Below are 18,105 nucleotides of genomic sequence, written 5' to 3' on the forward strand. Positions count from 1 at the left end.
AGTAAATGAAAAAAGTATTTTTCGTAAAACTATTAAAAAAGTATTGATTTATTGATAATTATGTTTAAAAAATTAAGTTTAAATAGAATATGCATTATAAAAATATAGTTATTGATAAATGTGATTAAGTGAATATAAAGAATAAAAAGTATAAATTTAGACTGATAATATATCAGTCTAAATAAAAATTTATTAAATTTAATAAGCTTTAACTTCTTGTTTAGCACCTAATATACCAGCAATTAATATATCTGAATCTGCACCTAAAAAATAGTTATCGATATTTATATGAGAAAAAATATCTCTTAAGCTTTGCTCTTCATGTCGAACACCACATAAAAGAACTTCTAAAGTTGATATATCATCCTTTCCGAAAAAATCACCAAAAAACTTTATCCTTGTTATAAATCCTTTTTCAACTTCTAAGTTAAATTCTATATTACCACCAGGATATTTTAACTCATTTAAAAGAGAATATTTAGGCGAATTACCAAAATTCCATTCCCAAGTACTGTATTTTTCTTCTACTAAATTTTCTATTTTTTCAATATCATCTTTAGTTAAGTTATAGAACGTATTGTTAGAACTAATAGAATATATATAATTCATAAGCAAATTTTTAAATTCAAGAATATCTATATCTTCATTTAAGTGACTACTTATATTGGTTACACGAGATTTAACTGACTTTATTCCTTTTCCTTCAAACTTAATACTTTTTACTTTTAAAGCATCAGATAAGTCTGAAATTTGTGATGAGAATAAAAGTGTACCATGATGCATTACTTTATTTTTGTAGTTATACTGAGCATTACCAGAGAATTTCTTACCATCAATTAATAAATCATTTCTTCCAGAAAACTCTGCATTTAATCCTAATGTTTTTAGTAAATCTATTATTGGTTGTGTAAACTTTTTAAAGTCACTAAAAGAGTTTTTATTGCAGGAGATAAAGGTAAAGTTTATGTTGCCTAAATCGTGAAAAACAGCCCCACCTCCAGAAAGTCTTCTTACAACAGGGATTGAGTTATCCTTAACATAATCTATATTTATCTCAGATAATGTATTTTGATTTTTTCCAACGATTATAGAAGGTTTGTTTCGCCATAAAATAAATAAATCTTCATTAGTATTTTTTAATAGGTATTCTTCCATAGCTAAGTTGAAATAGGGATTTGTATTATCGTTATATATAAGTAACATATATATTCCTCCTAAAAATATTTATTATATACATTAAACTCATGACAATTTATATTCTATAAAAAAAAATTACATTCCTTTATTTTATTTAAATGAATTTATACAAAATTTATGTATAAAAATAATAATTATACATAAAAATACATAATCCTTCTTAATTAAATAGAAATACTTGTAAAATAATTGTATCAATAAAAATAAAATAAAAAATTTTCAGAAAAGTATTGCGTTATTATGAAAATTACCATATAATTTAAGATATAAAACAAGTGAATAGAAAAAGGGTAGAGGCGCAATATTTATCAGTAGTAATAATGAGTTAAGCACTGTGATTTATTACAAAAGGAAATATTGCCGAAGCATATAACTGATGCTTTAAGGTTATATAGCTGGGGGTATATATAAGATATATACCACTGTCACAAAATTATTTTGTGGTGAGCTACATTTAAGGAATTATTATATTTCTATGTATTATTGCATGTTAATAGAATTTTTAGCCTTGAGTGTAAACTCAAGGCTTTTTATAGTTGTATAGAAAAATGTATTACAAACCCTCATATATTCACTTAATAATTTTAAGGGGGAAAATATTATGAAAAGAAAAAGTTTAAAAATAGTTATTATGGTATTAACTATAATTATGATGTCATCAACTTTAGGATTTGCAGAAACTGATATAGGGCAGATAAATACAAATAAATTTGGGATATGGACACTAATACCTCCATTAGTTGCAATAGTTTTAGCATTTATAACTAAAAATGTTGTTGTATCATTATTTATTGGAATTTTGTCAGGAAGTTTTATTTTAAATATAAGTGGTTCAAGTGTACACTTTGCATTAGTTAATGCTTTTTTAGATGTTGTAAACAGAGCAGTTGGGTCTTTAGCAGATCCGTGGAATGCAGGTATAATACTTCAAGTTTTAGCAATAGGGGGAGTGATTAATTTAGTTGCCAAAATGGGAGGAGCTAAAGCAATAGCTGAGGGCCTTTCAAGAAGAGCCAAAACTGCAAAAAGTACACAATTGATAACTTGGTTTGCAGGGCTTTTAGTATTCTTTGATGATTATGCAAATTCACTTATCATAGGACCTATGATGAGACCAGTAGCAGATAAAATGAAAATCTCAAGAGAAAGATTAGCATTTATAATAGATGCAACAGCAGCACCAATAGCAGGATTGGCTATAGTATCAACTTGGATAGGTCTTGAAGTTGGATTAATAGGAGATGCATTTAATGGAATAGGTATAAAAGCAGACGCTTTTGGTGTGTTTTTAAATACAATACCATATAGATTTTACAATATACTAATACTAGCGTTTATAGTGATAACAACTTTATTATTAAAAGATTTTGGTCCTATGAGAAAGGCAGAGATAAGAGCTAGACAAGGCAAAAGTTTAGATTCTGAGATTGCAATAGATTCTGTAAACGATCATTCAGATTTAGAACCAAAAGAAGGTGTTAAATTAAGTATATGGAATGCAATAATACCAATAGGAACATTGATAGTAGCCGCATTAATAGCATTTTACTATAGTGGATATAGTTCTATAATGAGTGGAGAAGATGCTAGTTTAATACAATTGCTTAGTGATTCACCATTATCATTTGTATCAATTAGAGAAGCATTTAGTGCATCAGATGCATCGGTTGCGTTATTCCAGTCTGCATTACTTGCAAGTGTAGTAGCTATAGTAATGGCGGTATCTCAAAAAATATTTACAGTTTCAGAAGCTATAGAAGTTTGGGTAGATGGTATGAAAACATTAGTTATAACAGGTGTTATATTAATATGTGCTTGGTCATTAAGTTCAGTAATAAAGGAATTAGGAACAGCTAAATATTTAATTAAATTACTATCAGGTTCATTCCCACCATTCTTATTACCTAGTTTAATATTTGTATTAGGAGCTATAATATCATTTTCAACGGGTACAGCATATGGAACAATGGGAATACTTATGCCATTAGCAGTTCCACTAGCTAATTCTATAAATCCAGATATGTCATTTATAGTAGTTAGTACAAGTGCGGTATTAACAGGTGCTATATTTGGAGATCATTGTTCACCTATATCAGATACTACAATACTATCGTCAATGGGAGCAGGATGTAATCATATAGATCATGTAAGAACACAGATGCCTTACGCCTTATTTACGGCATTAATAACAGTAGTATTTGGATATATACCAGCTGGACTTGGTATACCAGTATACATAGTACTACCACTTGCAATAGTAGCGGTATTTATAGGTGTACAAATATTCGGAAGAAAAGTTGATATAGTTGAAGAATGTGTATAATATGATATAAAATAAAAATTCCACAATTGTGTAGTATTAAATAATAGCTACATAATTGTGGAATTTTTTATGTGCAAAAATAAATTGATAAAGGACAGGTTCTTTCCTTAGTTTTTTGAATATAATGGAGTAATATTAATACATTAACAATATTGTACTTTTAATATGTACAAGGAGGTGTTTTATGAAAAATAGGAATAAGTGGATTGTTATCATAGCTTTTTTTGTTTTACTTATGATGCCAAGTATTTGTTTAGCCGCAGAGGTAGACGTAGGTTATTTCAATGCTCAAAAATACAAGGTATTAACTCTTATTCCTCCGATAGTGGCCATAATATTAGCATTTTTAACAAGAAATGTAATAGCATCTTTATTTATAGGTATTATTTCTGGCAGTTTGTTACTAACTATTCCTGGAAATAATATATTTTATGGAATAGTTGATGCTTTTATTGATGTTATAAATAGAATGGTTACTTCTTTAGCAGATACTTGGAATGCAGGAATAATACTCCAAGTTTTAGCTATAGGAGGATTAATTAATTTAGTAACTAAAATGGGAGGAGCTAAAGCAATAGCAGAAAGTTTATCTAAAAGAGCTAAAAATAGAAGAAGTTCTCAAATTATTACTTGGTTATCAGGTCTTATCATATTTTTTGATGATTATGCAAATGCAATGATAGTTGGAACAATGATGAGACCTATAACTGACAAAATGAAAATATCTAGAGAAAAATTAGCGTTTATAGTTGATGCAACAGCTGCTCCAGTGGCAGGTATAGCAGTTATTTCAACATGGATAGGTATGGAACTTGGTCTTATTAAGGATGCATTTAGTACAATAGGAGTAAATGCTGATGCATTTGGCGTATTTGTTCAAACTATACCCTATAGATTTTATAATATACTAATCCTTTTTTTTATAGTAATAAGTGTACTTTTACTTAAAGATTTTGGGTCTATGAGAAAGGCTGAAGTTAAAGCAAGAAAAGAAGGTATAATAAGTTCTGAACATGGTATAGATATATCCGATTCAAATGAAGGTATAAAACATTTAGATCAAAAAGGATTAAAACCTAGCATGTCAACAGCAATATTACCAATAGGAGTACTTATAGTTGTAGCGTTACTTTCTTTTTATTTTAGTGGATATAAAAATATTATAGGAGGAGATAGTCAAGCATTAATTAATTTACTCAAAGAATCACCAATATCATTTGTAGCGATAAGGGAAACCTTTAGTGCATCAGATGCTTCAATAGCACTTTTTCAATCATCATTACTTGCAGGTATAATTGCTATTATTATGGCAACAACTAAGAAGATATTTACTTTTTCAGAAGCTATAGATATATGGATGGAAGGTCTTAAACGTTTATTAATAACTTGTGTTATATTAGTATGTGCATGGTCATTAAGTTCTGTAATTAAAGAATTAGGTACTGCAAAATATTTAATTACCTTATTATCCGATGCAATTCCTCCATTTTTGTTACCAACTATAATATTTTTACTTGGAGCTATAATATCATTTGCAACAGGTACATCATATGGAACAATGGGAATACTTATGCCATTAGCAATTCCATTAGCATATTCTATGAATCTAGAAATGTCATTTATAATAGTAAGTACAAGTGCAGTATTAACAGGAGCGATATTTGGAGATCATTGTTCACCAATATCAGATACAACAATATTATCATCAATGGGAGCTGGATGTAATCATATTAACCATGTAAAAACTCAATTGCCATATGCCTTATTTACAGCTGTAATAACTATTATATTTGGGTATATACCAGTAGGTTTAGGAATGTCTATATATATTGTATTACCGTTATCAATAATAGCATTATTTATTGGTATTCAAGTTTTAGGAAAGAAAGTAGAGTAAGTAGAATATAAAATATATAAAATAGATAGAATATAATTTAAAGGGGATTATTTATATAATAAATTACAATTAGTTTTTATTACTTTAACTAATCCCTTAAACTTATGTTTTTTTAACGTTATAAGGAGTTACGTATGGCATATATAAACTTTAAAGAAGAACGACATTCTATCAATAATCAAATAATAAATAGAAAAAAAAATAATGAAAATATAATGAAATATATACTAAAGAACAAGGAGAATGTAATGGATTATACTCCTTGCAAAGAGTATAGTTTTAAAAATTTTGAAGGTATTGAATTTGGAAAAGATGGTATTTTAGATGAGGCAGATTTTAGGATTATAGAAAGTAAAGATATACTTTGTACGAAATTTATAGATTGTAATTTTAAAAATATAAAATACAAAGATTGTAACTTTATAGGCTGTGTATTTGAAAATTGTAATTTCTATAAAGGTGGAGTTATATTTGAAAATTGTTCTTTTATTAAAGAAGGAACTGAAAAATTACCATCTCTTAATAATAAGGATAACTTAGGTTGTAGTTTTTATAAATGTAATATATACTCTAAATTTATGAATTGTGATTTATCTCTAGCTTTGTTTGAAGAATGTGAAATAATAAATACATCATTTCAACTTACTTATATGAAAAAATGTATAATAAAAAATTGTGAGCTAGATAAAATTAATTTTAAAGATTGTAATTTATCTGGGTTTAAAACTTTAAGTTGTTATATTATAGATTTAGACTTTACAGATGAAGATAAAACAAAATTTGATGAAAAGACTTGTTTTGATAAAATAATTCCAAGGGAAAAAACGAAACAGGAATATGAAGGTATTTATATGACTTATGAAACTTTATCAGATAAATTTAAGGAAAATAACTTACCAGATAATTCTTCAGAGTACTACTATTTAGGTAAGGTTTTTGAAAGGAAATCATTAAAAAAAATAACTCCTAAAATAGGGTCATATATATATTGGATATCATGTGGTTATGGTCAAAGAGCACTATTTCCAGTAGTTACATCTATTAGTATTATGATTATATATACAATATTATATTTATTTATAGGAGTTAAAGTTGGAGATGAAACTATAAGGCTTTCAATTGGATATCTTTCTAGTACAAATTTAAAAGAAATATTAAGTGTTATAAATGAAGCATTTAATTTAAGTGTAGGTATGTTTGCAGGTGTTGGATGTATAAATTCAGAACCTATACCTCGTACATATATGCTTGCTAATACGGAAATGCTATTGGGAATACTCATGATGGGAGTAGGAGTTGCAACATTAATAAAAAAAGCAAAAAACAATTAAATTATGTTGCGTTAAGTTATAAATTCTGCTACATTTATAGTATAATAAATCTTGCGGATGTGGCGGAATTGGCAGACGCACCAGACTTAGGATCTGGCGCCTTTGGCGTGGGGGTTCGACTCCCTTCATCCGCACCATTAAAAAGCGTTGATATTTTAATATCAACGCTTTTTTCACATGTAATAAATTATTAGTAATTTAAGTAAATATATATATAGATTTATAAATGAAAATGTAATATATTTATCTTATAAATATAAATGAAAGTAGGATGATTCATGGAAAGAAAAAAGGAGATGACAAAAAAATTACTAGCAGATAGTTTTAAAGAACTTATGCTGAATAGTTCCTTTAAAAAAATAACTATTAAAATGATTACAGACGGAGCTGGAGTTATTAGACCTACTTTTTATAATTACTTCAAAGACAAGTATGAAATATTAGAATATTGCTTTGAAGAATATATAATGAAAAATGTATATGAACTTATAGATAAGGATATGGAATTAGAAGCATTAAAAATGATATTTATTCACTTAGATAAAAATAAGGAGTTCATAAGCAGATCTTTTGAAGTTACAGGTCAAAATTCATTTAAAGAAATATTATCTAATAGTATATACAATATGTTTAATAAAATTTTAGATAAATATGGAATAAAAGAAACAGAATTAACTAATATTATGACTAAGGAAAGTGTAGCAAGGTATTATACCATAGGATTAGTTTCTTCGTTAGAATTATGGTTGAATACTGATAATGATAATAACGGAAATGATATGTTTAATACTTATAAATACCTAATATCTCATTCGGTTTTAGATATAATCGAAACTAAAATAAAATATTAAAAAGTCGTTACCAATATTGATAACGACTTTTTTTATTAAGCAGCTTCGTTAGATTCTCCTCTAACTACGTCAGCTGTTGTTATTTTGTAATTTTTGAATATAGCGTATCCTATGAATCCAGCTAATATACTTACTAAAGCACATCCTACAGCTGTTATTATAACTTTTGTTGCTGGGTTGTAAGCAAACATTACAGCAAGCCCAGCTATTGGAGTAGCAGTTCCTGGAGAGTTGTTTGTTAGTCCCATTAAAGCGATTATAACACCAGACATAGCACCACCTATGAAGTTAGTAACATATACTGGTATTGGGTTAGCTGATATTAAGTCAGCTTGAGTTAATGGCTCTATAGCAACAGCTATATTATCTTTCTTAGAACCAAACTTCATTTTTGAGAAGAATACAAAGTTCATGAAAGAAGAACCGAATACTGATAATGCACCTATTGCCATTGGAGCACCAGTTAAACCTATCATAGCAGTTAATGCCATTGAGCTAAGTGGAGCAGTAGCAACAACTGTTATAAGTCCACCAAGTATTATACCCATTAATATTGGAGAAGCAGAAGATGCTTCAGTTAAAACAGATCCTACTGTTGATAATACACCGTTAACTACTGGGCTTGTTACATCTCCTATTAAGTAAGCTAATGGAGTAGCAACAACTATTATAACTATTAAATCAAGTCCAGCTGGTATTTTCTTTTCTAAGAATTTGATTACGAAAGAAATTAAGTAACCAGCTATGAAACCTGGTAATATTTTAAAGTTCATACAAGCTAAACCAACCATTACAGCATAAACTGGAGAAACTCCTAATGCTAATGGTACTAATGTAGCAGCAGCAACACCACCTAAAGAACCGTTTGCAGCCCCAACATTTTCTAAGAATTTGATTCCTAAAACTTCACCAAAGAATGAGAAATGGAATGCTTCAACTAAGAAACTTGCACAAGCAGCGTTTGCAAGGCCACCCATTGCTTTCATACCTTGTGGTGCTTTGTAACTAAATAATGTGAATAAAGCTAATACTACTAATAATAAAGCAGTACCTGTTAATATTTGTATCATACTTATTACCTCCTGATTTATATATTTTATAAGTCCTAATGATACTGTTTTCCTTCAATTCAATCACTTAATAAAAATTGAATTGTTAGATTAATAACGATTATAATGTATCTTTTTATAAAAGTAAATAGATTTTATAAAAAAAAGTTAAAAAAAATCAAAAAATGTCGAAAATACTTATTTTAAAAGTTAGTTAACAAAATATTTGTAAAGTTTATATTGTATGATATAATGTTTATGAATATATAATACTAGTAGATATTAGATATAACTAATTTTTACTGGGACTTGTTCGAGAACCTCCAAGTATAAAAAACTAAGGTATTTATATATTGGCAGTATATAAGTTGTATCCTTAGATATAACTTTTGTTGTAAAAGTTATATGGTTCTCCTTTAAATTATTTTTTAGGAGGAATTTGCAATGCAAAAAAGAAAGGTAATAATTGACTGTGACCCAGGAATAGACGATTCGCTGGCAATTCTTCTAGCTGTAAACTCACCAGAGCTAGAAATACTAGGAATAACTACATGTAGCGGTAATGTAGTAGCCTCAACAGGAGCTGAAAATGCTCTAAAAGCACTTCAGATGTGCTCTTCATTAAATATACCAGTATATATAGGAGAAGAAAAGCCTCTAAAAAGAGAGCTAGTAACAGCTCAAGATACTCATGGAGAGGATGGAATTGGAGAAAACTTTTATGAGAGAATAAAAGATATACCTATAAATAAAAATGGCGTAGATTTTATAATAAAAACATTAAGAGAAAATGAAGATGTATCTATAATAGCTTTAGGCCCATTGACTAATATAGCAAAGGCTATTATGAAAGATAAAAAAGCATTTGATAATTTAGATGAGTTTGTATCTATGGGAGGAGCTTTTAAAATTCATGGTAATTGTTCTCCTGTAGCAGAGTTTAATTATTGGGTAGATCCTCATTCAGCAGATTATGTTTATAAAAACTTACCTAAACAAATTCATATGATAGGATTAGACGTAACTAGAAAAATCGTACTTACACCAAACATTATAGAGTTTATAAATAGGCTTGATAGTAGACTAGCAAAATATATAACTGAAATTACTAGATTCTATGTAGATTTTCATTGGGAGCAAGAAGGTATAATTGGATGTGTGATAAATGACCCATTGGCAGTTGCATATTTTATAGATAGAAGCATATGTAATGGTTTTGAGTCTTTTGTGGAAATTGTAGAAGATGGAATAGCTATGGGGCAATCTATAGTAGATTCTTTTGATTTTTATAAGAAAGAAAAAAATGCCTTTATTTTAACCGAAGTTGATGAAAAGAAATTTATGTATATGTTTTTAAAAAGGTTATTTAAAGGATATGAAAATATTATAGATTCAGTAAAAGGAGTTATATAAATATGAAAAATACATCTATTAAAAATATTGCACTTGTAGGTTTAGGTATTTCTATAAATGTAGTTGGTGCATTTATAGCTTTAAGTCTTAAACTTCCAATATATTTAGACTCAATTGGTACTATTTTAATTGCTGCAATTCTAGGTCCTAAGTATGCTGTTATATCAGGGTTTCTTGGTAGTATAGTTAGTGGAATGACTTTTGATATATATTCTCTTTATTTTGCACCAGTACAAATTAGTACAGGATTACTTGCAGGGATTATGTTTAAAAAAGGAATGCTAGAAGGAAAGAAAACTCCTATTGGAACATTTATATTTGTTCTTCCAACTTCAATAATAAGTGCAATGGTAGCAGCTGTAGTATTTGGAGGAGTTACATCATCTGGTTCAGCATATATTGTTCAAGTTTTAGAGGTATTAAGTGTAGGAAATTTATTTAGCAATATATTTTTAACTCAAATAGTAACTGATTATATAGATAAGTTATTAGGTGTAATTTTAGTTAATTTGGCTATGAATGTAATGCCTAAAAGCTTAAAAACATCTTTTAGCATAAGCAAATAAGGAGATATTTTATGGATAGATATAGTGTTATAGAAAATAAAAATAAAAGAGAAATAGTTTTATTAAAGGGATTTCCTTGTATATGGGGGAAATGTGCTTTTTGTGATTATATAGAAGATAATTCTACAATAGAAGATGAAATAAATAAAGTTAACTTTGAAGTTTTAAGTAATATAACTGGAAAGTATAAAGTATTAGAAGTTATAAATTCAGGAAGTTGCTTTGAACTTCCAAAACAAACTTTAAGTAGAATAAAGGAAATAATAAATGAAAAAAAAATAGAAAAGCTTTTTTTAGAAAGCCATTGGTGCTATAGAAATAAATTAAATGAAATGAGAGATTTTTTTGGAGTGCCTATAATTTTTAAAATAGGTGTAGAAACTTTTGATTATGATTTTAGAAATATAATTTTAAATAAAAATGCAAGGTTTAAAACAGTAGAAGAGTTAAAAAATCATTTTGATTCACCATGTATGTTAGTTGGTATGGTAGGTCAAACAAAAGAAATGATAGATAAAGATATGGAAATAATATTAAATAATTTTGAACATGCAACTATAAATGTATTTGTGAATAATAGTACCAGTATAAGAAGAGATGAGGAGATTGTAAAATGGTTTGTAGAAAAATATAAATACCTAGATGATAATCCTAAAATCGACATTCTTTATAATAATACAGATTTTGGAGTTGGAGATTAATAAAAATAAGCGGTTATATATACCGCTTATTTTTATTTTTAAAATAAATTTGCTATAGTAATAATATTAATGTATTATATTTATTATATATGTAAGTATTGAATAGATATAATACATTAACATTATTATGTTGGATGTATATTGAAATAAAATTTTACAAAATAATTAGGAAAACATTTACAAATACATAAATGTGAAGTTGACATACGGAGGAACAAATGAAAGGTAACGAAAGATTGGACAAGTTTTTAAAACTTCAGGATAAAAATATAGGCTTTGAAAATATAGCTAAAGATATTGGAATTAGTACAACTACTTTAAGAAAATTCTTAAACAAGATGGGATATAAGTCTGAAAATGGAAAATATGTTTCTTACAATTCTAATTTAGAGAAAGATATTAAAATATCAAAACCTAAAATAAATTCGAAAAAAGAAACTCAAATATCATTTGAGCAAATAAATAAAAATGTAAATGATAAAGGTAAATCTAGTAAAAATAAACTTACTAAAGGAAATTCAAAGCCTAAAAAAGATAGAAAAATTAATATAACTCAGGAAGATTTGGACAAAATATGTGAGGTATATGATTGGTATTTAGAAGTAAAAGATTATAAATCGATGAAACCTAAAAAAACAACTAAGAAAAAGGATATATTAATTGAAGAACTAGAGTTAAAAGAATTAAAAACTGCAAGTATAAAAGTTGAAAAAAATACATGGGAAGACTTTGAAAGGCTATGTAGTAATTCATCATTTACTAAACAGCAAATAATAACTCAAGCATTAAAGGATTTTATGAAAGAATATAAAAATTTATTATAAGTTTAATAACAGAGAAATAGATACTAAATATGAGGTGCATTAAAATATGATTAAAATACTCAATAAATCAATACTAATAATATTTATATTAGTAGTAAGTATAATTGGATTAGTATCATGCAATAAAAATAATATTGAAAATGATAATAAGGTTACTTTAAACGGAACATTAATTGAAAAAAGTAAAGCTAAAGCATTATCAATAGATGAAATAAATATTAGTCAAATACATAATAAAGAAAATAATGGAATGATTATAGATAAGATAAAAAACGTATCAGATTTTAATATATCTGATATTTGGATAATATATAATGAATTAGATAATGATGGTAAAATAATATCTGAATCAAAGATGTTTCTTGATATGACCTTACTACCGGGTGATGTATTTAAAGCTACATTTAAAGTTAAAGAAGCAAGTGAAGGTATAAATATAACTTCATATGCGTATACAACAAATGATAATGATGTAGTTGTAAATTTGAAGGATGGAAGTGTAAAGGTAAGTGAAAAGTCAAATGAAGTAGTTGAGAGTGGTGAATATGAAGTTTTATCATTTTCAGATATTGAAAAAATCGAAGAGTCTAATGATGGAGATACATATGTAGTTAAAATGAAAAATAATTCTTCTAAAAATTTGGGTAATATAACCTTAAAGATAGTAGAAATTAATAAAAAAGGAGAATATATAAAAATAAATCATGAATCTTCTTATTCTGCACTTAAACCATTAGAAGAAGCTGAAATTACTATAAAATCATATAAATACACAGAAGAAATAAAATTAATTGGATATATTTATGATGATGTAGATACAAAATCCAATATAGATATAGATTTAGAATCTAAGGAAGCTCAGATTAGCAAATACTAAATGTATAAAAATTATGATTAAGATAAATAATAAATTATATCTTAACAAGGGGGTATAACTTTATGAATGATAATAATCATGATTTTAAAAATTTAGATTATGAAAAACTTAATTCTTTATTAGCTAATCAGGAATTTGCTAGTTGGTATTATGAAAAAATGTCAGACAAATCAAAAGATGATATAAGTATTGAAGATTTTGTAGGCATATTACAAGATTACTCCAATAATCACTTTGAATAAAACTAAAATAAAAAGGTCAGTTTTAAAATAAATTATTTTAAAACTGACCTTTATTTAATTTTAAATAATTATATATTAAAATATTTTATATAAAGGTATATAATGTAATTTAAGAAGTAATAGGTGGAGGGTTCAATGAAAATATTAGTAGTAGAAGATAACAAAAAACTTTTAGAAAGTATTGAAAAGGAAGTAAGTTCTCACTTTCAATGTGAGATTTGTTCTGATGGAGAAGAAGCTCTTTATTTAATAAATCAAGGGATATACGATTTAGTAATACTTGATCTTATGTTACCAAATTTAAATGGTTTAGATATATTAAAAAAGATGAGAGATAACTATATAGAAACACCAGTTATAATTTTAACTGCAAAAGAATCATTAGATGATAAAGTAGGTGCTTTTTCAATAGGAGCAAATGATTATTTGACAAAGCCATTTTATATGGAAGAGTTAATAGCAAGAATTTATGCAATTCTTAGAACTAATGGTAAACTAAATGATAAAAATAGTTTATATTTTCAAGACTTACATTTAGATCTTAGCAAAAGGAGAGTTTTTATAGGTGAGAATGAAATAGAGCTTCAAAATAAGCAGTTTGGATTATTAGAATATTTCTTGCTTAATAAAGGAACAATTTTATTAAAGGAACAAATTTATGATAGGATATGGGGTGTTGAGTCTGATGCAACTATAGAGATTGTGGAAGTTTATGTTAGCAATTTAAGAAAAAAGCTAGGAAAATATGGATATGATAAATATATAAAGACTAAGCGCAAGGTAGGATATATGTTCGATGATAAATAAAAATGTGTTTGAAGATACTAGAAGAAGGTTAATAAAAATAAATCTATTTGTTGTAGGAGGATTTTTATTGATTTTTTCAACATTTATATTTTTCTATTTTAAAGAACGTACATATAGTGATATAGATTCTAAAATAAAAGAGGAGTTAGAGTCTATAACAATACAATTTAATAGAAGTTCTTTTTTTAACCCAATTATTTTAGAAGATCCTAGAAATATTGTATATGTATATGAAAATGGAAAGGTAAGGTATTATACTGATAATGGATATTTTGATAATATATATCCAGAAATAGAAGATGAAAAACAAGATACTTTTTTTACATGGTCAAATAATGGATATACATTTAGAGTATTAAATTTAACTGTAGGAAAATATACTATAGAGATAATAAGAAATATAGATTCCGAAATAAGTTCGCTAAAACAATTAGTACTTTCCTTAGTTATAGGAATTTTAATATCTTTAATGGTAGCATACTTTATAGCAATATATCTTACGAGAAAAGCCTTAGTTCCTATTGAAACAGCATGGAGTACTCAAGCTAAATTTATACAAGATGCATCTCATGAACTTAGAACTCCAATTGCAATAATATCATCTAAATTAGAGGGGATGTTAAAAAATCCTAATAATACTGTAAGTGATGAAGTAGAAACAATCGCAGACTCTATGAGAGAAACTAGAAGAATGAAAAAAATGATAAGTGATTTACTATCTTTAACAAAAGAAGATTCTATTTATAAAGTAACTATGGAAGAAGCTGACTTGGAAGATATAATTAATAAAATATATATAAATTATGAAGAAATAGCAGAAATGCAAGATAAGGAATTTACTGTAAAGAGCGAATTAAAGAATAAAATAATACATACAGATAAAAATAAGTTAAGACAGCTAATTCTTATTTTTATTGAAAATGCATTTAAATATACAAATGAGGGAGATAGTATTAGTATTATAGTAAATGAAAAAGAAAGCTATATAAGTATTTTCATAAAGGATACTGGAATTGGTATAAAACAAGATGAATTACCTTACGTTTTTGATAGATTCTTTAGAAGCGAAATTGTAAGAAGTAAAGATATAGATGGATCAGGAATTGGTCTTTCAATAGCTAAAATGATAAGTATAAATTTAAAGTATGATATAAATGTTGATTCTAAACAAGGTGAATATACTATTTTTGAAATAAAAATACCTAAAAATAGGTAAATTTACAATAAAAATTTGATTTATCAAGCAAATTATGGGTATAATTGTACTATAAAAAATTAAATCTAAAATTATGATAACTAAAATCAAAATATATCATAATATAATTATAGAGAAGGGCTAGGAGGAAATTTAAATGGCTAAAATAATAAAAACATCAGAATTTAGAAGTGAAGTTGAAGAGAAACAAGGAGTAGTTGTAGTTGACTTTTTCGCAACTTGGTGTGGACCTTGTAAAATGTTAGCTCCAGTATTTGAAGCACTTGGAGAAGAAATGGATGGAAAGGCTAATTTTTATAAATTAGATGTTGATCAAAGTTTAGAAATAGCACAACAATTTAGTGTATCAACAGTTCCAACTATGATAATATTTAAAGATGGTAAAGTAGTAGATAAAATGATAGGATTCGTTCCTAAAGAGCAAATAAAATCTAAGGTAGAGTCTTACTTATAAAATATAGGTGATATTATGAGATATGATATAGCTATAGTCGGTTCAGGTCCAGCAGGATTATCAGCGGCTATAAATGCAAAAATAAGAAATAAAAATATAATTTTATTTGGAAGTGAAAATTTAAGTAATAAACTTGTAAAAGCTCCTTCAATTGATAACTATTTAGGATTTTATGAGATTAGTGGAGAAGATTTAAAAAATAAGTTTGCAGACCATATAAAGCAATTAGATATAGACATATGTGAAAAAAGAATAAATAATATTTATTCTATGGGAGACTATTTTGCATTAATGTCTGGAGATTCTATGTATGAAGCTACTACAGTTATTTTAGCAACTGGTGTAGAATATGGAAAACCTATAAAAGGTGAAGAAGAATTCTTAGGTAGAGGTGTTGGGTACTGTGCAACATGTGATGCTCCTTTATATAAAGATAAAAAAGTAGCTATAATAGGTTATAATAAAGAATCTGAAGAAGAAGCAAACTTCTTAAGTGAAATAGCATCGAAAACTTACTTTATACCAATGTATAAAAATGAATCATTAATGAGAGGAAATCATGAATTAGATAGTTCTATAGAAGTTATAAATGATAGACCTATACAGATTCAAGGTGAAACTCTTGTAAATAAAGTTTCATTTAAAGAAAAAGATATTGATGTAGATGGTGTATTTGTTATAAAAGATAGTGCATCAGTAAAATCTTTAGTACCAGGTTTAGAAACGGATGGACCACACGTAGTTATAGATATAAATATGAATACAAATATAAAAGGATGCTTTGCATGTGGAGACTGTGCTGGTAAGCCATATTCATATATAAAATCTGCAGGTCAAGGACAAATAGCTGCATTAAATGCAGTTTCATATTTAGATAAACTAAAAATGGAAGCAAGAAAGTTACAAAAATAAAATAAAAAAGCTTGAAGATTTATCACAATCTTTAAGCTTTTTTTATTTTACAAAGGTATATAAAATTAAAATTTATATAAGTGTTGCAGGATTTAAATAAGAATACTATAATTTAATTAAGTAAATACTTAATCAAAAGAGGTGACTGATGGAAAATCTAAGTAAAGTATTTAAAGCATTGAGTGATGAAACCAGACTTAAAATACTAGTTCTAGCATCTAAACGTAATATATGTCAAAAAGGAATATCTAAGTTATTAGGTATATCAGACTCAGCGGTATCTCAACATATTAAAATATTAAAAGATGTGGGCATTTTAAAAGGAATTAAGGAAGGTTACTTTGTTTTTTATACTATAGATAAAGAGATATTTGATCAGTGCATATCATTTATTAAATTTATAAAAAATGACAGTGTAGAAGACATTTTAGAATACAATGAATTTAAAGAAATTCATGAAGTAGGGTGTAAAATTAATTGTAAAGCATTGAATAAGTGCTGTAAAAAGGGAGGATTTTAAAATGAAAATTTGTGTACCAGTAGAAATGAATGAAGGATTAAATAGTAAGCCATATGGACATTTTGGATCAGCACCATTATTTGTTGTTTGTGACTTAGAGAATAACGAGATAACAGAAATAAACAATCATGATTTGAATCATGAACATGGTATGTGCCAACCACTTAAAGCATTACAAGGTACAATGGTAGATGTAGTTATAGTTGGAGGAATAGGGGCAGGAGCTATAAATAAATTAAATTCTATGGGAGTAAAAGTATATAGATCTCAAGGAGATACAATAAAAGAAAATCTAGCGCTATACAAAGAAAATAAGCTTATTGAATTTCCTACAAATCATACTTGCAACCACGATGGATGTGGACATCATTAAAATATATTAAAAATAAAATTACTAGTTATAAAGTTAAATAACTAGTAATTTTTTATTTTATAAATTTACATCTGATATTATAGATCTAAATTATTTAAAAGCTCTTTTAAGTTAATTAATTCTTCTTTAGTAAGAGTTATACCTTTTCCCATTTTTTCATGGTATTCATCCCAATCTCTTATATCATATTTTGCTTCTCTATTATTCCAACTAATTAAGTTAAGTTCTTTATTCCAACCTTTTGCAGACTTCGATATTATACCTAATTCTTGTTCTATATCATATTTAATATTAGCCATAAATTTAATTCCTTTCAAATTATGTAATGAATAGTTTTAATTATATCATATTTAAAGATTATTTACATAAAACAAAATAGTATACTATATCATAAATAGTAAAACAAAATTTATATATAATTTAGAAATAAAAGGGTAAAAATATAAATATATTAAAATATTGCAACATGAAAAAATAAAATTGCATTTTTATGTTGTATTTTATGAAAAAATAGCTTATAATTATACCAAATGAATAAGTAGATTAATAAAT

The 18,105-nt window shown here is 26.6% G+C and carries 19 protein-coding genes, 1 tRNA gene and 2 riboswitches; of the genes, 17 read left to right on the forward strand and 3 right to left on the reverse strand.

From position 1 onward, the window contains the following. Positions 1–198: 198 nt before the first annotated feature. The gene (locus I2A66_RS03655; protein ID WP_122639959.1) at positions 199–1,203 is read right to left on the reverse strand and encodes a lipoate--protein ligase; all 1,005 of its coding nucleotides are present in this window, start codon (positions 1,201–1,203) and stop codon (positions 199–201) included. A gap of 277 nt (positions 1,204–1,480) precedes the next feature. After that, positions 1,481–1,656: riboswitch (Lysine riboswitch) on the forward strand. A gap of 142 nt (positions 1,657–1,798) precedes the next feature. Here I2A66_RS03655 and I2A66_RS03660 point away from each other — a divergent pair. The 5 genes from I2A66_RS03660 to I2A66_RS03680 all read left to right on the forward strand — a co-directional run bounded on the left by I2A66_RS03660 (position 1,799) and on the right by I2A66_RS03680 (position 7,599). After that, positions 1,799–3,520, forward strand: coding sequence for a Na+/H+ antiporter NhaC family protein (locus I2A66_RS03660; RefSeq protein ID WP_147516695.1), 1,722 nt, complete (start codon positions 1,799–1,801; stop codon positions 3,518–3,520). A 184-nt stretch (positions 3,521–3,704) separates the two neighbouring features. Next, the gene (locus tag I2A66_RS03665) at positions 3,705–5,417 is read left to right on the forward strand and encodes a Na+/H+ antiporter NhaC family protein (RefSeq protein WP_195250978.1); all 1,713 of its coding nucleotides are present in this window, start codon (positions 3,705–3,707) and stop codon (positions 5,415–5,417) included. A 134-nt stretch (positions 5,418–5,551) separates the two neighbouring features. After that, positions 5,552–6,748, forward strand: a complete 1,197-nt coding sequence (locus tag I2A66_RS03670) for a pentapeptide repeat-containing protein (protein ID WP_195250980.1) — start codon at positions 5,552–5,554, stop codon at positions 6,746–6,748. A 53-nt stretch (positions 6,749–6,801) separates the two neighbouring features. Continuing rightward, positions 6,802–6,885, forward strand: a tRNA-Leu gene (locus I2A66_RS03675). Positions 6,886–7,026: 141 nt separating this feature from the next. Beyond that, positions 7,027–7,599 carry a TetR/AcrR family transcriptional regulator C-terminal domain-containing protein gene (locus I2A66_RS03680; RefSeq protein ID WP_122639955.1) on the forward strand — a complete coding sequence of 191 codons (573 nt, stop codon included), beginning with the start codon at positions 7,027–7,029 and terminating at the stop codon, positions 7,597–7,599. Between the two features lie 35 nt (positions 7,600–7,634). On the opposite strand, the gene I2A66_RS03685 is transcribed toward I2A66_RS03680, so the two are convergent. Then, a complete protein-coding gene (locus I2A66_RS03685; RefSeq protein ID WP_207734716.1) occupies positions 7,635–8,669 on the reverse strand; it encodes a PTS sugar transporter subunit IIC in 1,035 nt (344 codons plus the stop codon). Between the two features lie 281 nt (positions 8,670–8,950). Then, a riboswitch (PreQ1 riboswitch) is annotated at positions 8,951–8,995 on the forward strand. 97 nt (positions 8,996–9,092) lie between these two features. Here I2A66_RS03685 and I2A66_RS03690 point away from each other — a divergent pair. From I2A66_RS03690 to I2A66_RS03745, 12 genes are all read left to right on the forward strand, one after another. Further along, positions 9,093–10,061: a nucleoside hydrolase gene (locus tag I2A66_RS03690; protein ID WP_122639954.1), complete on the forward strand. Its 969-nt coding sequence runs from the start codon at positions 9,093–9,095 to the stop codon at positions 10,059–10,061. A gap of 2 nt (positions 10,062–10,063) precedes the next feature. Further along, positions 10,064–10,627, forward strand: coding sequence for an ECF transporter S component (locus I2A66_RS03695; RefSeq protein WP_122639953.1), 564 nt, complete (start codon positions 10,064–10,066; stop codon positions 10,625–10,627). Between the two features lie 11 nt (positions 10,628–10,638). Beyond that, the gene (locus tag I2A66_RS03700; protein WP_147516616.1) at positions 10,639–11,328 is read left to right on the forward strand and encodes a radical SAM protein; all 690 of its coding nucleotides are present in this window, start codon (positions 10,639–10,641) and stop codon (positions 11,326–11,328) included. A gap of 218 nt (positions 11,329–11,546) precedes the next feature. Further along, positions 11,547–12,152 carry a DNA-binding protein gene (locus I2A66_RS03705; RefSeq protein WP_122639951.1) on the forward strand — a complete coding sequence of 202 codons (606 nt, stop codon included), beginning with the start codon at positions 11,547–11,549 and terminating at the stop codon, positions 12,150–12,152. Positions 12,153–12,198: 46 nt separating this feature from the next. Continuing rightward, entirely contained in the window at positions 12,199–13,029 is an 831-nt protein-coding gene (locus I2A66_RS03710; RefSeq protein WP_147516615.1) for a hypothetical protein, read from the forward strand. 62 nt (positions 13,030–13,091) lie between these two features. Then, positions 13,092–13,271, forward strand: coding sequence for a hypothetical protein (locus tag I2A66_RS03715; RefSeq protein WP_122639949.1), 180 nt, complete (start codon positions 13,092–13,094; stop codon positions 13,269–13,271). A gap of 135 nt (positions 13,272–13,406) precedes the next feature. Next, entirely contained in the window at positions 13,407–14,078 is a 672-nt protein-coding gene (locus I2A66_RS03720) for a response regulator transcription factor (protein ID WP_122639948.1), read from the forward strand. After that, positions 14,068–15,294 carry a sensor histidine kinase gene (locus I2A66_RS03725; protein ID WP_122639947.1) on the forward strand — a complete coding sequence of 409 codons (1,227 nt, stop codon included), beginning with the start codon at positions 14,068–14,070 and terminating at the stop codon, positions 15,292–15,294. Before I2A66_RS03720 ends, I2A66_RS03725 begins: the two co-directional genes overlap by 11 nt. A gap of 136 nt (positions 15,295–15,430) precedes the next feature. After that, positions 15,431–15,748, forward strand: coding sequence for a thioredoxin (gene trxA, locus I2A66_RS03730; RefSeq protein WP_122639946.1), 318 nt, complete (start codon positions 15,431–15,433; stop codon positions 15,746–15,748). A gap of 15 nt (positions 15,749–15,763) precedes the next feature. Then, positions 15,764–16,660: an NAD(P)/FAD-dependent oxidoreductase gene (locus I2A66_RS03735; protein ID WP_122639945.1), complete on the forward strand. Its 897-nt coding sequence runs from the start codon at positions 15,764–15,766 to the stop codon at positions 16,658–16,660. 148 nt (positions 16,661–16,808) lie between these two features. Then, complete coding sequence (locus I2A66_RS03740) at positions 16,809–17,180, forward strand: ArsR/SmtB family transcription factor (RefSeq protein ID WP_122639944.1); 372 nt, start codon at positions 16,809–16,811, stop codon at positions 17,178–17,180. Position 17,181: 1 nt separating this feature from the next. Continuing rightward, positions 17,182–17,553, forward strand: a complete 372-nt coding sequence (locus I2A66_RS03745; RefSeq protein ID WP_122639943.1) for a NifB/NifX family molybdenum-iron cluster-binding protein — start codon at positions 17,182–17,184, stop codon at positions 17,551–17,553. A 77-nt stretch (positions 17,554–17,630) separates the two neighbouring features. Here I2A66_RS03745 and I2A66_RS03750 read toward each other — a convergent pair whose 3' ends face one another. After that, positions 17,631–17,852, reverse strand: coding sequence for a YdbC family protein (locus I2A66_RS03750; RefSeq protein ID WP_122639942.1), 222 nt, complete (start codon positions 17,850–17,852; stop codon positions 17,631–17,633). Between the last annotated feature and the right edge of the window lie 253 nt (positions 17,853–18,105).

Source organism: Romboutsia sp. 1001713B170207_170306_H8, assembly GCF_015550495.1.
Classification (GTDB): domain Bacteria; phylum Bacillota; class Clostridia; order Peptostreptococcales; family Peptostreptococcaceae; genus Romboutsia_E.

Excerpts from the sequence above, each read along its gene's own strand:
- I2A66_RS03655 (WP_122639959.1), bottom strand. The coding sequence starts at position 1,203 with ATGTTACTTATATATAACGATAATACAAATCCCTATTTCAACTTAGCT.
- I2A66_RS03660 (WP_147516695.1), top strand. The coding sequence starts at position 1,799 with ATGAAAAGAAAAAGTTTAAAAATAGTTATTATGGTATTAACTATAATT.
- I2A66_RS03665 (WP_195250978.1), top strand. The coding sequence starts at position 3,705 with ATGAAAAATAGGAATAAGTGGATTGTTATCATAGCTTTTTTTGTTTTA.
- I2A66_RS03670 (WP_195250980.1), top strand. The coding sequence starts at position 5,552 with ATGGCATATATAAACTTTAAAGAAGAACGACATTCTATCAATAATCAA.
- I2A66_RS03680 (WP_122639955.1), top strand. The coding sequence starts at position 7,027 with ATGGAAAGAAAAAAGGAGATGACAAAAAAATTACTAGCAGATAGTTTT.
- I2A66_RS03685 (WP_207734716.1), bottom strand. The coding sequence starts at position 8,669 with ATGATACAAATATTAACAGGTACTGCTTTATTATTAGTAGTATTAGCT.
- I2A66_RS03690 (WP_122639954.1), top strand. The coding sequence starts at position 9,093 with ATGCAAAAAAGAAAGGTAATAATTGACTGTGACCCAGGAATAGACGAT.
- I2A66_RS03695 (WP_122639953.1), top strand. The coding sequence starts at position 10,064 with ATGAAAAATACATCTATTAAAAATATTGCACTTGTAGGTTTAGGTATT.
- I2A66_RS03700 (WP_147516616.1), top strand. The coding sequence starts at position 10,639 with ATGGATAGATATAGTGTTATAGAAAATAAAAATAAAAGAGAAATAGTT.
- I2A66_RS03705 (WP_122639951.1), top strand. The coding sequence starts at position 11,547 with ATGAAAGGTAACGAAAGATTGGACAAGTTTTTAAAACTTCAGGATAAA.
- I2A66_RS03710 (WP_147516615.1), top strand. The coding sequence starts at position 12,199 with ATGATTAAAATACTCAATAAATCAATACTAATAATATTTATATTAGTA.
- I2A66_RS03715 (WP_122639949.1), top strand. The coding sequence starts at position 13,092 with ATGAATGATAATAATCATGATTTTAAAAATTTAGATTATGAAAAACTT.
- I2A66_RS03720 (WP_122639948.1), top strand. The coding sequence starts at position 13,407 with ATGAAAATATTAGTAGTAGAAGATAACAAAAAACTTTTAGAAAGTATT.
- I2A66_RS03725 (WP_122639947.1), top strand. The coding sequence starts at position 14,068 with ATGATAAATAAAAATGTGTTTGAAGATACTAGAAGAAGGTTAATAAAA.
- trxA (WP_122639946.1), top strand. The coding sequence starts at position 15,431 with ATGGCTAAAATAATAAAAACATCAGAATTTAGAAGTGAAGTTGAAGAG.
- I2A66_RS03735 (WP_122639945.1), top strand. The coding sequence starts at position 15,764 with ATGAGATATGATATAGCTATAGTCGGTTCAGGTCCAGCAGGATTATCA.
- I2A66_RS03740 (WP_122639944.1), top strand. The coding sequence starts at position 16,809 with ATGGAAAATCTAAGTAAAGTATTTAAAGCATTGAGTGATGAAACCAGA.
- I2A66_RS03745 (WP_122639943.1), top strand. The coding sequence starts at position 17,182 with ATGAAAATTTGTGTACCAGTAGAAATGAATGAAGGATTAAATAGTAAG.
- I2A66_RS03750 (WP_122639942.1), bottom strand. The coding sequence starts at position 17,852 with ATGGCTAATATTAAATATGATATAGAACAAGAATTAGGTATAATATCG.